The sequence below is a fragment of the Bradyrhizobium sp. KZN70725 genome (assembly GCF_055264925.1).
This window is the reverse complement of record NZ_JBUYWT010000024.1, coordinates 75,156-89,075: the sequence shown is the minus strand read 5'-3', so window position 1 is coordinate 89,075 and position 13,920 is coordinate 75,156. Positions and strand designations below refer to the sequence as shown.

General features: G+C 65.3%; 13 protein-coding genes. 8 read left to right on the top strand and 5 right to left on the bottom strand.

What is annotated here, in order from left to right; translation table 11 throughout:
• Positions 1-12 precede the first annotated feature (12 nt).
• The 4 genes from gudD to ACZBJS_RS22965 all read right to left on the bottom strand — a co-directional run bounded on the left by gudD (position 13) and on the right by ACZBJS_RS22965 (position 5,052).
• Positions 13-1,368: a glucarate dehydratase gene (gene gudD, locus ACZBJS_RS22980; RefSeq protein ID WP_316394048.1), complete on the bottom strand. Its 1,356-nt coding sequence runs from the start codon at positions 1,366-1,368 to the stop codon at positions 13-15.
• A gap of 43 nt (positions 1,369-1,411) precedes the next feature.
• Positions 1,412-2,353: a 5-dehydro-4-deoxyglucarate dehydratase gene (gene kdgD, locus ACZBJS_RS22975; RefSeq protein ID WP_076826062.1), complete on the bottom strand. Its 942-nt coding sequence runs from the start codon at positions 2,351-2,353 to the stop codon at positions 1,412-1,414.
• Between the two features lie 125 nt (positions 2,354-2,478).
• Complete coding sequence (locus tag ACZBJS_RS22970) at positions 2,479-3,384, bottom strand: LysR family transcriptional regulator (protein ID WP_076826064.1); 906 nt, start codon at positions 3,382-3,384, stop codon at positions 2,479-2,481.
• 330 nt (positions 3,385-3,714) lie between these two features.
• On the bottom strand, positions 3,715-5,052 hold the full coding sequence (locus ACZBJS_RS22965) for an MFS transporter (RefSeq protein WP_316394050.1): 1,338 nt from the start codon (positions 5,050-5,052) through the stop codon (positions 3,715-3,717).
• A gap of 214 nt (positions 5,053-5,266) precedes the next feature.
• Between ACZBJS_RS22965 and ACZBJS_RS22960 the strand changes: the two genes are divergently transcribed.
• Together ACZBJS_RS22960 and ACZBJS_RS22955 are read left to right on the top strand one after the other, a co-directional pair.
• On the top strand, positions 5,267-6,298 hold the full coding sequence (locus ACZBJS_RS22960) for an alpha/beta fold hydrolase (RefSeq protein WP_316394127.1): 1,032 nt from the start codon (positions 5,267-5,269) through the stop codon (positions 6,296-6,298).
• Positions 6,299-6,312: 14 nt separating this feature from the next.
• Positions 6,313-7,263, top strand: a complete 951-nt coding sequence (locus ACZBJS_RS22955) for a fatty acid desaturase (RefSeq protein ID WP_168857274.1) — start codon at positions 6,313-6,315, stop codon at positions 7,261-7,263.
• A gap of 3 nt (positions 7,264-7,266) precedes the next feature.
• On the opposite strand, the gene ACZBJS_RS22950 is transcribed toward ACZBJS_RS22955, so the two are convergent.
• The gene (locus ACZBJS_RS22950; protein WP_057016914.1) at positions 7,267-7,878 is read right to left on the bottom strand and encodes a TetR/AcrR family transcriptional regulator; all 612 of its coding nucleotides are present in this window, start codon (positions 7,876-7,878) and stop codon (positions 7,267-7,269) included.
• A 181-nt stretch (positions 7,879-8,059) separates the two neighbouring features.
• Here ACZBJS_RS22950 and ACZBJS_RS22945 point away from each other — a divergent pair, with 181 nt between their 5' ends.
• From ACZBJS_RS22945 to ACZBJS_RS22920, 6 genes are all read left to right on the top strand, one after another.
• The gene (locus ACZBJS_RS22945) at positions 8,060-9,085 is read left to right on the top strand and encodes a histone deacetylase family protein (protein ID WP_316394052.1); all 1,026 of its coding nucleotides are present in this window, start codon (positions 8,060-8,062) and stop codon (positions 9,083-9,085) included.
• Between the two features lie 237 nt (positions 9,086-9,322).
• Entirely contained in the window at positions 9,323-10,252 is a 930-nt protein-coding gene (locus ACZBJS_RS22940; protein WP_316394053.1) for a Gfo/Idh/MocA family protein, read from the top strand.
• Positions 10,253-10,254: 2 nt separating this feature from the next.
• Positions 10,255-11,325, top strand: a complete 1,071-nt coding sequence (locus tag ACZBJS_RS22935; protein ID WP_316394054.1) for an aldose epimerase family protein — start codon at positions 10,255-10,257, stop codon at positions 11,323-11,325.
• Positions 11,326-11,360: 35 nt separating this feature from the next.
• The gene (locus ACZBJS_RS22930; RefSeq protein WP_463439218.1) at positions 11,361-12,239 is read left to right on the top strand and encodes an SMP-30/gluconolactonase/LRE family protein; all 879 of its coding nucleotides are present in this window, start codon (positions 11,361-11,363) and stop codon (positions 12,237-12,239) included.
• 59 nt (positions 12,240-12,298) lie between these two features.
• Entirely contained in the window at positions 12,299-13,027 is a 729-nt protein-coding gene (locus ACZBJS_RS22925; protein WP_463439211.1) for a TetR/AcrR family transcriptional regulator, read from the top strand.
• 19 nt (positions 13,028-13,046) lie between these two features.
• Positions 13,047-13,916, top strand: a complete 870-nt coding sequence (locus ACZBJS_RS22920; RefSeq protein WP_316394056.1) for a substrate-binding domain-containing protein — start codon at positions 13,047-13,049, stop codon at positions 13,914-13,916.
• Positions 13,917-13,920: the final 4 nt, after the last annotated feature.

Genomic DNA, 13,920 nt, shown 5'->3' with positions numbered 1-13,920 from the left:
CAACCTTTCTTGTTAGCGCACGAGGCAGGGACGCTTGTCGTCGAAGGTCCACCCCTGGATCAGGAACTGCATGGCCAGCGCGTCGTCGCGGGCGCCGAGACCATGCTGCTTGTATAGCGCGTTCGCGGCCTCGATGGCACCGCGATCGAGCTCGATGCCGAGGCCCGGCCGATCCGGGATAGCGATCTTGCCGCCCTTGATCTGCAGCGGCTGGCGCGTCAACGCCTGGCCGTCCTGCCAGATCCAGTGGGTGTCGATCGCGGTCACCTTGCCGGGCGCGGCGGCTCCGACATGGGTGAACATCGCCAGCGAAATATCGAAATGGTTGTTGGAGTGCGAGCCCCAGGTCAGGCCGTTGTCGCGGCAGGTCTGCGCCACCCGCACCGAGCCCTGCATGGTCCAGAAATGCGGATCGGCGAGCGGAATGTCGACTGCGCCAAGCCGCAATGCGTGCGAGAGCTGGCGCCAGTCGGTCGCGATCATGTTGGTCGCGGTCGGCAGCCCGGTGGCGCGGCGGAACTCGGCCATGATCTCACGACCGGAGAAGCCGGCCTCGGCGCCGCAGGGATCCTCGGCATAGGCGAGCACGCCATGCATGTTGCTGCACAGCCGGATCGCCTCGTCGAGCGACCAGGCGCCGTTCGGGTCGAGCGTGACGCGCGCCTTCGGGAAGCGTTTTGCAATTGCGGTGACGGCCTCGATCTCCTCTTCGCCCCTGAGCACGCCACCCTTGAGCTTGAAATCGGCAAAGCCGTAATGCGCCTGCGTCGCTTCGGCGAGGCGCACGATGGCATCCGGCGTCATTGCAACCTGATGGCGCAGATCGAACCAGTCGGGCTTGCCGGTCTCGCCCTTGACGTAAGGCAGGTTGGTCTTCCTGCGGTCGCCGACGAAGAAGAGATAGCCGAGCGTCTCGACGCTGGCGCGCTGCTGGCCTTCGCCAAGCAGCGCCGCGACCGGGAGATTGAGATGCTGGCCGAGCAGGTCGAGCAGCGCGGATTCCACTGCGGTGACCGCATGGATGGTGACGCGGAGGTCGAAGGTCTGCTTGCCACGGCCGCCGGCGTCGCGATCGGCGAAGGCCTGGCGCATCGAGGCTAGGATGTTGTTGCAGGCGCCGATGGTCTGGCCGACGACGAGGTCGCTTGCGTCCTCGAGCGTCTTCTTGATCTTCTCGCCGCCCGGCACCTCGCCGACGCCGGTGTGGCCGGAGTTGTCGGTGAGGATAACGAGGTTGCGGGTGAAGAACGGCGCATGCGCGCCGCTCAGATTGAGGAGCATGCCGTCGCGGCCGGCGACCGGGATCACCTCCATCGCCGTGACAACAGGTGCGCCGGCAAAGCCGGTGCGGATCGTGTCCTGGATCATCTGCCCCTCCCTTCGTCCTTTGCAGTTTTCCTGGCTGTTCGGCTTATTCTGCCGCCTGCTGCGCGGCGGCCTGCGGCAGCTTGGCGACCAGCGCCGCGAGCTCGCCGATCTCCTGCTCGTTAAGATCGGTCAGCGGCGGCCGCACCGGGCCGGAGTAGCGGCCGATCACCTTCATGCCGGCCTTGATAATCGACACCGCATAACCCTTCCTGCGGTTGCGTATCGCGATCAGCGGCAGGATGAAATCCTTCAGGCCTGCATGGATGGTCTGATGATCGCGCCGGCGCACCGCGGCGTAGAAACCGGTGCCGAATTCGGGCACGAAATTGAACACCGCCGACGAATAGGTGGTCACGCCCATGTCGAGATAGGGCAGGGCAAAGGTCTCCGCGGTCGGCAGGCCGCCGATATAAGTCAGGCGGTCGCCGAGCCGGGTGTAGACACGGGTCATCAGCTCGATATCGCCGATGCCGTCCTTGTAGCCGACGAGGTTCGGGCAGCGCTCGCAGAGGCGCGCCAGCGTATCAGGCTGCAGGATCGCATTGTCGCGGTTGTAGACGATGACGCCGATCTTAACCGATGCGCACACCGCCTCGACATGGGCAGCGAGGCCGTCCTGCTCGGCATGCGTGAGATAGGGCGGCAGCAGCAGCAGGCCGTCGGCGCCGGCCTTCTCGGCGCCAACCGCGATCTCGCGCGCGATCGCGGTGCCGTAGCCGGTGCCGGCCAGCACGGGAACGCGGCCCTTGGTCTCGTCGACCGCGATCTTCACGACGTGGGGAACTTCACTCGGCGTCAGCGAGAAGAACTCGCCGGTGCCGCCGGCGGCGAACAGGCCGGCGACGTCATAGCCGCACAGCCAGTCCATGTTGGCGCGATAGGTCGCCTCGTCAAACGAATAGTCCGCGTTGAACGGGGTCACGGGAAAGGACAGGAGGCCGCCACCGATTCTAGCGGCCATCTCCTGAGGGGTCATCTTGCTCATGGCGCCACTCCTGATGATGTTGGGATAAGGGATGCGCGAGCAGCGCGCGTCCATGGCGGAATTTCTAGGGAATGGTTCGATGCGCGTCCAAGCCAAACGCGGTATCGAGCGATGCTAACTCTGCATCAATCGCCGCGCAGATGCGGCGCCGCGATTTCGGTTGCGATCTCAATCAGCGACGGCAGCAACTGGTTCTCGTGATCGCGCCGCCACACCATGAACAGCTCGACCGGCACGGGCGATCGCAGCTTCAGCGGCTTCAGCTTGACGTCCGCGATCTTCAGGCTGGCGGCCGCTTCCGGCACGATCGCGACGCCGAGCCCGGCGCGCACCATGGCGAGGATCGAATGGATCTGGCTGAGATGCTGCACATAGCGCGGCAGCACGTCGGCGCGCGTGAACATCGACACCAGGAGATCGTGGAAGTAGCGCGCCTCATAGGGCGAATACATCACGAAGGGCTGGTCGTCGAAATCCTTGATGCTGACGGTCTCGGCCGCGGCCAGCGGATGCTTCTTCGGGATCGCGGCGAGCAGCGGCTCGGCCACGACGCGGCGGCTGGCGAATTCCGGCCGCGCGATCGGCGGGCGCAGCAGGCCGGCGTCGATCTGCCCGGTGGTGAGCGCCTCGAACTGGTCGCCGGAGACCATCTCCTTCAGCGAAAAATCGACCTCGGGCAGGCGCGAGCGGCAGGCCGCGATCAGGTCGGGCAGGAAGCCGTAGGCGGCCGCCGCGGTGAAGCCGATCTTGAGCGAGCCGGTCTTGCCGAGCGCGATGCGCCGGGCAACCTGCGAGGCCGATTCCGCGAGCTTGAGGATGCGCCGCGCCTCGGGCAGGAAACTGCGTCCGGCCGGCGTCAGCCGCACCGAGCGGCTGGTGCGTTCCAACAGCGGCGCGTCGATGATGTGTTCGAGCACCTGGATCTGCCGGCTCAGCGGCGGCTGCGTCATGTTGAGCCGCGCCGCGGCGCGGCCGAAGTGCAATTCTTCGGCCACCGTGACAAAGCAGCGGAGCTGGCTCAGGTCGAACATCGATGCAAGCCCGGAATTGATCGCGCGGGGATTTGTACGTTCTAGCATCGATGCCTCCCACTGGCCAAGAAGACAAACAAGAAGACAAAAAGCAGACAAAGACGGCGGCCGAAGCCGCCGTTTGGTTTTCTGCTCCCTCTCCCCGTTCTTACGGGGAGAAGGTTGGGGTGAGGGGCTCTCTCTGCGCAACGGCCGCCTCGATGTGCACGCGCGATCCGAACGAGTCGGAAGGACTGTCTCTGCGGAGACGTGTTGCTTCGCCCCTCACCCGAAATTCGCTGTGCGAATTTCGACCTCTCCCCGCGGAAGGCGGGGAGAGGTGAAGCGCGCTCACGCCGCCTTGAGCTGCACCCGCTTGATCTCGCCGACGATGAACAGATAGGCGATCGCCGCGACCAGCGCGTTGGCACCGACGAACACCAGCGCGCCGTTGAACGAGCCGGTGGCGGCCAGAATGTAGCCGATGACGATCGGCGTCGTGATCGAGGACAGGTTACCGAAGGTGTTGAACAAGCCGCCGGAGACGCCGCCGGCTTCCTTCGGCGAGGTGTCGGAGACGACCGCCCAGCCGAGCGCGCCGACGCCCTTGCCGAAGAAGGCGAGCGCCATGAAGCCGACCACCAGTGCCTGGCCGTCGACATAGTTGCAGGCGATGATCGACATCGACAGCAGCATGCCGCCGACGATCGGGATCTTGCGCGCTATGGTCAGCGAGCCGGTGCGGCGCAGGATATAGTCCGAGATCACGCCGCCGAGCACGCCGCCGATGAAGCCGCACAGCGCCGGCAAGGTCGCGACGAAGCCGGCCTGCAGGATCGAGAGCCCGCGCTCCTTCACCAGATAGACCGGGAACCAGGTCAGGAAGAAATAGGTCAGGGTGTTGATGCAGTATTGGCCGATATAGACGCCGAGCATCATGCGGTTGGCGAGCAATTGGCGGATGTGGTCCCAGCTGGGGCCGCTGTCCTGGGTCTTGCCGGCCTTCGCCGCGTCCATGTCGACCAGCGCGCCGCCCTGCTTGATGTAGTCGAACTCGGCCTCGTTGATCGCGGGGTGCTCCTTCGGCTCGTAGATGGTCTTGATCCAGGCAATGCCCGTGACGATGCCGAGCGCACCCATCACGTAGAACACATGGCGCCAGCCATACTCATGGGCGATCCAGCCCATCAGCGGCGCGAAGATCACGGTGGCGAAATACTGCCCCGAATTGAAGAAGGCCGAGGCGGTACCGCGTTCATTGCCGGGGAACCAGGAGGCGACGATGCGGGCATTGGCCGGGAATGACGGCGCCTCGGCGATGCCGACCAGGAAGCGCAGGGCGAACAGCAGGACCACGGCCGCGCCCGCGGACAGGAATCCGACCAGGCCCTGCATTGCGGTGAAGATCGACCAGACGATGATGCTGAGCGCATAGACCCATTTGGAGCCGAAGCGGTCGAGCAGCCAGCCGCACGGCACCTGGGCGACCACATAGGACCAGCCGAACGCCGAGAACACGTAGCCCATCGCGACGGGATCGAGATGCAGTTCCTTGGAAAGGGCGGGGCCGGCGATCGAGAGCGTGGCGCGATCGGCATAGTTCACGGTGGTGACGAGAAACAACATCGTCACGATCAAGAGCCGGACGCGGGATCGCCGCGTGTCTGCGGCGGACACAATTGCGCTCATTAGCGCCTCCTCGAAATTTTCCTCGGGGTCTGTCCTAGAGAGATGACGACAATGGGTCCAAGCCGAAACGGGTATTGATCCATACCGATTTTGAATGGATCGGCCCGGTGTCATTCCACCTTCGCCGCTATTGCCAGGTTTTCGCATTTAGTGTACCAATAGTACAGTTATTAAGGGCGCAGCGTTGCGCCCGGCTGCTCGAGGTCGAATGCTGATGACCACGCCGCGCGACTATGAGGTGTTCGAGGCAGGCGATGTGACGCTGCAGGGCGGCGCCGTGTTTCCGCAACTGAGGCTCGCCTACAAGACCTATGGCACGCTGAATGCGGCGCGGGACAACGTCATCCTCTATCCGACGTCGTTCGCCGCACAGCACTCCGACATCGAATGGCTGGTGCAGCCGGGCGGCGCGCTCGATCCCGAGCGCTACTTCATCGTCATCGCGAATCTGTTCGGCAATGGCCTGTCTTCCTCGCCGTCGAATTCGGTCGAGGTGCTCGGCGGCGCGCCGTTTCCTGCCTTCACCTATCATGACGCGGTCGCGATCCAGCGGCGGCTGCTGGTCGAGCGGTTCGGCGTGACCAGGCTCGCGCTGGTCTATGGCTGGTCGATGGGCGGCATGCAGGCCTATCACTGGGCCGCGCGGTATCCCGACATGGTCGAGCGCGCGGCCGTGGTCTGCGGCAGCGCGCGGTGCTCGCCGTATAATCATGTGTTCCTCGAAGGTGTGAAGGCCGCGCTGACCGCCGACCCGGCCTACCGGGACGGCCGCTTCGTCAGCAAGCCCGCGGCGGGCCTTCGTGCGATGGGGCGCGTCTACGCCGGCTGGGCGATGTCGCATGAGTTCTATCGCGAGGAAGTCTGGCGCGCGGCCGGCTTCAACTCGCTGGAAGACTACCTCGCGGGATCCTGGGACGGTGCCTTCGCGCGGCGCGATGCGAATGATCTGATGGCGCAGATCGCGATCTGGCAGACCGGCGATATCAGCCGTTGCGATCAATTCGGCGGCGACTTCGACCGGGCGCTGGCCGCGATCAAGGCGCATGTCCTGCTGATGCCGGGGCGTACCGATCGCTATTTCGACCCGCGCGACAACGAGGCTGAACTCGGCCGCCTGGTCAACGCGCGCTCGGCCGCGCTGCATGCGATTCCGTCGATCCACGGGCACCGGGCCGGCAATCCCGCCAACAACGCCGAAGACCGCGCCTTCATCAACGCCGAAATCTCGGCGCTGCTGCAACGCTGACAGGTGAGACGACCATGAGCACCGCAGAGACCAGTGACGCCGGACCCCGCCTGAAGCCGCTCAGCCCGCTGACCTTGCGCGATTTGTCGACCAAGTCGAACCTTGCCGGCGCGGTGCGCGCGGCAAGCCATTACGGGATGATCGTCATCGTCGGCGCGCTGATCTCCCTGGTCTCATCGCGCTACGGTCTGCCATGGGCGCTGCCGCTGATTGCCGTGCAGGGCTACTTCGTCGCATTCCTGTTCATGGTGGTGCATGAGACCGCGCACAAGACGGCGTTCCGCAGTCCAGCGCTCAATCTTGTCGTAGGCAATCTGTCCGCCTTCATGATCGGACTGCCCTACCAGTATTACTGCCTGTTCCACTGGGACCATCATCGCTACACGCAGGATCCGGAGAAAGACCCGGAGCTGATCGTCGGCCCCAAGCCCGCGTCGGACACCCAGCTGGCGATCGCCTATTCGGGACTGCTGCAGGTGTTGGTTCGCATCCGCCTGATGTTTTGGCATGCACTCACCGGAAAGGTGGTCGTGCCGTGGATTCCGGAGCACAAGCGCGCCTCGATCGTGCTGGAGTCGCGGCTCTATCTCGCGGGCTATCTGCTGTTGCTCGCGGCCTCGTTCGCGCTGCACAGTGCGATCCTGCTGTGGGTGTGGATCGTGCCGCTCCTGGCCGGTCAGCTCATCCTGCGCCCCTATCTCTATGCCGAGCACACCGGCTGCGAGCGGACGCGGAGCGCGTTCGAGAACACGCGCACAACGATGACCAGCAGGATCATGAAATGGTTCGCCTGGAACATGCCTTACCATGTCGAGCACCACGCCTATCCCACGGTGCCGTTCCATGCGCTGCCGAAGCTGAACGCTATCGTCGATGGCCACATCGTGTATCGCGGCAGCAGTTACCGGGCCGTCACGCGCGAGACCTGGGTCTGGTTCCGCCGTCAGCGCCAACGCTCTGCTTGATAGTCAAGCGTCCGTGCGCGGCCGCAGCACCAGATTGACGAGATTGCGGGCGTAGGCCGGCGTCAGCGGCTTGATGCCGAAGACGTAGCGGTAGAACAGGCTGCCATAGATGGCGTCATAGATATCGCCGGGGACGCCCGGCGCGCCGATGCTGCCGTCCTTCTGGCCGGCGGCGATGATCTCCAGCATCTTGCTGCGGCGCAGGCCGAGGTAACGCTCGTAGAACAGTTCTGCCGTGCTGGTCTTCGAGATGCATTCCGAGATCACGGCAAGCTGCACGCGGCCGAACTCGCCCTGCAACGCCTCGACATAGGTTGCAACGTGGCGGCGGATGCGGGCCACCGGACTGCCGGTTTCGGGCAGCGGCACGGCCCGCGAGGCCTGGTCGAGGAAGGCATCGATCAGCAAGGCTTCGCGCGACGGCCACCATTTGTAGATCGTCATCTTCGAGACGTTGGAATGCCTGGCGATCGCGTCGATGGTGGTCGCGGCGAGGCCGGTCGTCGCCATCAGTTGATAGGCGCCTTCCAGGATCGCGGCCGTGGTCGCGGCGGAACGCGGCCGCCCGCGCCGCCCCGTTGCCGCTTCCTCTGTCTGCGTCTTGCCGCTGGCCATGGCCGGACTTCGCGTCCTGCGTCTTTCAATCATTGCGCTGCATGCGGGCATAGCATGAAATCGCGCTCGGTTTCAGATCGTCGCCGTCGCTGATAGTGTACAACGCGCAGGCCAGAGCTTGCGTGCGGCACATTGCCCTCGCTCTGTCCAGCTCAGCCGCCGATCCAACAGGAGTGTCCCCGTGAAGGCCGTCTACAGTGATCTGCACCGCAGCCATGATCCGCAATTCTTCCTTGTCCGCGGTGTGGTCCAGCGTACCACCGAACAGCCCGAACGCGCCGACCGCCTGCTGGCGGGCCTGAAGGCCGGCAAGCACACGCTGATCGAGCCGACCAAGTTCGGGCAGGGGCCACGGGCGCGCGTGCACAGTCCGGAATATCTGAGCTTTCTCGCGGACGCCTGGGACGAATGGTCGGCGCTCGGCAATGCCGGACCGGAGATGATCGCGAACATCCACCCGGTGCGCAATGCCGGCACGTACCCTGCTCATATCGTCGGCAAGCTCGGCTGGCACACGATGGACACCGCAGCCCCGATCGGTCCCGGCACCTGGGCCGGCGCCTGCGCCGCGAGCGACGTGGCGGTCACCGCCGCGCAGATGGTGCTCGACGGCGAGGACGCCGTCTACGCGCTTTGCCGCCCGCCCGGTCACCACGCCTATCGCGACCTCGCCGGCGGCTTCTGCTTCCTCAACAACAGCGCGATCGCGGCCGAGCATCTGCGCCAGAAGCATGAGCGCGTCGCGATCCTCGACGTCGACGTGCATCACGGCAACGGCACGCAGGGCATCTTCTACGAGCGGCCGGATGTCTTCACCGTCTCGATCCACGCCGATCCGTCGTTCTTCTACCCCTTCGTCTGGGGCTATGCGCATGAGCGCGGCGCCGCAGGTGGCCTCGGCACCAATCTCAACATTCCCCTCGCCAAGGGCACCGGTGACGACGACTACATGAAGGCGCTCGCGGTGGCGGAGAAGGCGATCCGCTCCTTCGCCCCGACCGCGCTCGTGGTCGCGCTCGGTCTCGACGCCTCCGAGAAGGACCCGCTCGCCGGTCTCGCCGTCACCACCGACGGCTTCCATCGTATCGGCGAGGGACTGGCCCGATTCGGACTGCCGACGGTGCTGGTGCAGGAGGGCGGCTATCTCTCCGACATCCTCGGCGCCAATCTGACGGCAGTGCTCGGCGGGTTTGAGGCCGCGCGCTAGCGCGGTTTCTGGCGAGGTAGCGACCGGTCCGCGCGAACAAAGCGCGTCAAGGCCGGAATCCGGAGCATCGGCCTTGATTGGTCAAAGCCGATGCCCCGGCCGCGAGCCGCGCACCAGAGCGTCGCGGACTTGCGTGTCCGCAACCAAAATCACATCATGCCGTTGGTATTCGGCGCTGGTTTATGATTCTGCCTGGCGGCTTCAGCCGGCCGGGTGGACCGCAACGCGAGGACGGCCATGAGTGACCTGCTTCGCATCGCCATCGTCGGCTTTGGCGAGATCGCGTGCCGGCAGCACGTGCCTGCGATCGCGAAGACGTCAGGCGTGGCTCTCGTTGCGGTGGTTGATCCCGTCAAGACCCCGCCCGGTCTGCCGCATTTCCGCGATTTGCAGGAGTTGTTGCGCGACGGGCCGGAGATCGACGCGGTCGCGCTGTGTACGCCACCGCAGATGCGCCACGCGCAGGCCGCCGCCGCGCTCGCGTCGGGTAAGCACGTGCTGCTGGAGAAGCCGCCGGGCACGACGTTAAGCGAACTCACGCCGCTGATCGCGGCCGCGCAGGAGGCGGGTCGGACATTATTCGCCACATGGCATTCACGCTATGCGGCCGCGGTCGGCCCTGCGCGGCAATTGCTCGCGAGACGCACCATCAACAAGGTGACCATCATCTGGAAGGAAGACGTGCGCGTCTGGCACCCAGGCCAGGCCTGGATCTTCGAGGCGGGTGGCTTCGGCGTGTTCGATCCCGGCATCAACGCGCTGTCGATCCTGACCGAGATCCTGCCGCGTGCGGTCTTTATCAGGAGCGCGGCGTTGGACTTTCCGTCCAATCGGGAGGCGCCGATTGCGGCAGAGATCGAACTCTCCGACGCGGGCGGCTTGCCAATTCACGCCGAATTCGATTTCCGCCAGACCGGATCGCCGAGCTGGGACATCCTGTGCGAAACCGAGGCCGGGCCCGTGACGCTGTCGAAAGGTGGAAGGCAACTGCGCGATGGCGGCAGGCTGGTGGTCGATGCGCCGGATGAGGAATATCCCGCGCTGTACCGCCGCTTCGTCGCGCTGACCTCGGAAGGAAAATCCGATGTCGACCTCGCGCCCTTGCGGCTTGTCGCCGATAGCTTCATGCTCGGGCGACGGCGCCTCGTCGAGGCGTGCGAGGACTGACAATGACATCAGCCAGCATTGGTCGCGCTCCCTTCGGCAAATTGCACGACGGCACCGTGGTCGAGCGCGTGATCTTGCGCGGCGAACATGGTTTTGAGGCCGCCATCCTTCCGTTCGGCGCCACGCTGCAGGCGCTGCTTGCGCCGGATCGTGACGGGCATTGCGACGACATCGTGCTTGGCCACGACGAACTCGACGGCTATCTCGCACAGCGCAAATTCTTCGGCGCGACGATCGGGCGCTATGCCAACCGGATCGCCGGCGCGCGTTTCGTGCTCGATGGCGAGACCGTGCAGCTCGACGCCAACAACGGTCCCAACGCGCTGCACGGCGGCCTGCAGGGCTTTGATCGCAAGCTGTGGCGGATCGTCGAACTATCGGATGATCCGGGACCGACACTGGTGCTGGAGCGCGAGAGCCCGCATGGCGAGGAGGGCTATCCGGGCAATCTCGCGGCGCGCGTGACCTATCGCGTGCGCAGTCCGATGGAGCTCTCGGTCACCTACGAGGCGACGACGGACCGGCCGACCTGCCTCAATCTCACCAATCATAGTTTCTTCAATCTCGAGGGCGCGCGCTCGGGCATGCAGATCCTCGATCACCGGCTGACGATCGTCTCCGACCATTTCCTCGCGGTGGATGCCACGGCGATCCCGCTCCACGAACCGCCGCGGCCGGTCGACGGCACGCCGTTCGACTTCCGCAAGTCTACAGCCATCGGCGCGCGGATCAGGATGAATGACGAGCAGCTGCGGCTCGGGCGCGGCTATGACCACAATTTCTGTCTGGCCAAGGGGGCGGGCCTTTGCCTTGCTGCGCGCCTCGAGGCGCCGCACAGCGGCCGCGTGATGGAGCTGTTCACCGATCAGCCGGGACTGCAGTTCTATTCCGGCAATTTCCTCGACGGCTCGACCGCCGGCAAGGGCGATCGTCTGTACCGGCAATCCGACGCGCTCTGTCTCGAGCCGCATGCCTGGCCGGATACGCCGAACCGGCCCGACTTCCCGTCGGCGCGGCTCGATCCAGGACAGCTCTATCGGCGCAGCATCGTCTACCGCTTCTCAACCGCGTGAGTGACGCCATGACCGACCGTGCCGCCGAGCCGCTGATGGAAGAGGTGCCGACATCGGTGCTGTCGGCGGAGCGTTGCCATCTCGGCGAAGGCCCGACCTATGATGCGGCGACCGACACCGCCTGGTGGTTCGATATCCGCGAGCGCCGCCTGTTCGAGCATCGATTTGCAGGTGGCCGCACCGTCATCCACGAATTGCCGAAAATGGCGAGTGCATTGGCGCGGATCGACGGCGACCGGCAGCTGATCCTTGCCGAAGATGGACTTTATGTACGGCACGTTGCAGACGGCCGCCTGGAGCTGTTCGCTGCGCTGGAGGCAGACAATCCGCTGACGCGCTCCAACGACGCGCGTGTGCATCCGTCGGGCACGTTCTGGCTCGGCACCATGGGGCGCCATGCCGAGCAGGATGCCGGCGCGATCTATGCGCTCCATCGGGGCCGCATCGTGCGACTCTATCGCGGGATCACCATCCCGAATGCGATCTGCTTTTCGCCCGCGGGCGACATCGGCTATTTCGCCGATACCGCAACCAACGTGCTGCATCGCGTGCCGCTCGATCCATCAACAGGACTGCCGACCGGTGAACCCATCGAATTGATCAGGCATCAAGGCAGCGGCGGCCTCGACGGCGCGATCGTCGATGCCGACGGCCTGATCTGGAACGCGCGCTGGGGCGGCGGCTCCGTCGACGTTTACGATCCCGCCGGCCGGCATCTGCGTTCGCTGCGCGTACCGGCGAGGCAATCGAGCTGCCCGGCATTCGTCGGCCGCGACTTCTCGCGCGTGCTGGTCACCTCGGCCTGGCAGGACATGGATGAGGCGCAGCGTGCGGCCGATCCCGAGCATGGCAGGACGTTCCTGCTCGAGGCCGCCGCGCGCGGTCGGGCCGAGCCTGACGTCAAACTATCCTGACGGAGGGGTGCCGCGCGGCGTTGTTGACGCGACCGGATTATTTGGACGATAGTACAAATATGGTCCGCAAACCTGCCAGGTCTGACGTGAAGGCGGCCAGCGCCCGCAAGCCGAACACGCGCGAGGCGATCCTCGCCGTGGCCGAGGAATTGTTCTCGACCTACGGCTTCAACGCCGTCTCGGTACGCGACATCGCGCACGCCGCCGGCGCCAATCCGGGCAGCGTGACCTATCATTTCAGGACCAAGGACGGCCTGCTGCTGGAAATCTATCGGCGTCATTGCGGCCCGATGAACCGCAGGCGTTCCGAGCTGTTGGCGGCGGCGCGTCGGGTGCGCGATCTGCAGGACCGCTTGGAGGCGATCGTGCGCGCCTATGTGTTGCCGGCCTTTACGTCCGGCAGCGATCTTGCCGGCGGCGGAACGCGGTTCACACGATTGCGCGCGATCATGTCGGCCGAGGGCAATGAGGTCGTGCGCAAGATCATCGCGCAGACCTTCGACGACACCAGTCATGCCTTCATCGACGCGATTCATGAAAGCCTGCCGCATATTCCGTGTACCGATCTGGTCTGGCGCAGCCACTTCCTGCTCGGCGCGCTCTACTACACGCTGGTGACGCCGGAGCGCGTCTCGCGCCTGTCGCGCGGCAGCGCCGACGGCTCCGATGCCGGCCACGCCATCGAGGAACTGGTGCGCGCCACCGTTGCCGCGTTGCAGGCCGCGCCGCTCGACGAAGGGGCGCCCCGCAAGATCCCGGGCTCAAATCCGGGGCGAGTGGTGACCTGAACGTCCGGAGCTTGTCGCGATGGAGAAACTTCGGCTGCGCGCCGTGCTCGGCAATCATCCGCACATCCGGGCGGTGAAGAACGGTGAGCTTCGCTCCGAGCTGTTCGATCTCGACTTCAAAGAATTCACGCCGACCAACGCCGCGTTCAAGCCGATGGTGCGCGAGCAGGCCTTCGACGTCTGCGAGATGGCGATCGTGACCTATCTGATGGCAAGGGCGCACGGCAAGCCGCTGGTGCTGCTGCCGGCGGCGATGGTCGGCCGCTTCCAGCACGGCCATGCGCTCTATCGCGCCGACCTCGGTACGCTTGAGCCGGCCGATCTCGAAAGCAAGCGGGTCGGCATCCGCTCGTTCACGACCACGACCGGGGCATGGATGCGCGGCATCCTTGCCAATGACCATGGCGTGAACCTCGACAGGATCAACTGGGTCACGTTCGAGGATCCGCATGTCGCGGAATATGTCGACAGCACCGAGCGTGCGCCGAAGGGCAAGACAATCGTCCAGATGCTGAGGGACGGCGAGCTCGACGCCGTGCTGGGCGAGACCTCCAGCGATCCGGAGCTCAAGCCGCTGTTCGCCGATCCAGCCCGAGAGGCGTCCCTGTGGTATCAGCGGCACGGCGTGGTGCCGGTCAATCATCTGGTGGTGGTGACATCGCGGCTTGCGGCGTCGCGGCCGGACGTGGTGCGGAGCCTGTACGAGCTGCTCAAGCGCGGCAAGGCAGCGGCCGGCCCGCCCAGCATGCCGGACCTGCTGCCGTTCGGCGTTGCGGCGAACCGCAAGCCGCTCGAATTGATGATCGACTATTGCGTGCAGCAGGCGTTGATCCGCCGGCGCGTCACGGTCGACGAGCTGTTCGACGACACACCACGGGACCTGAACTGATGAC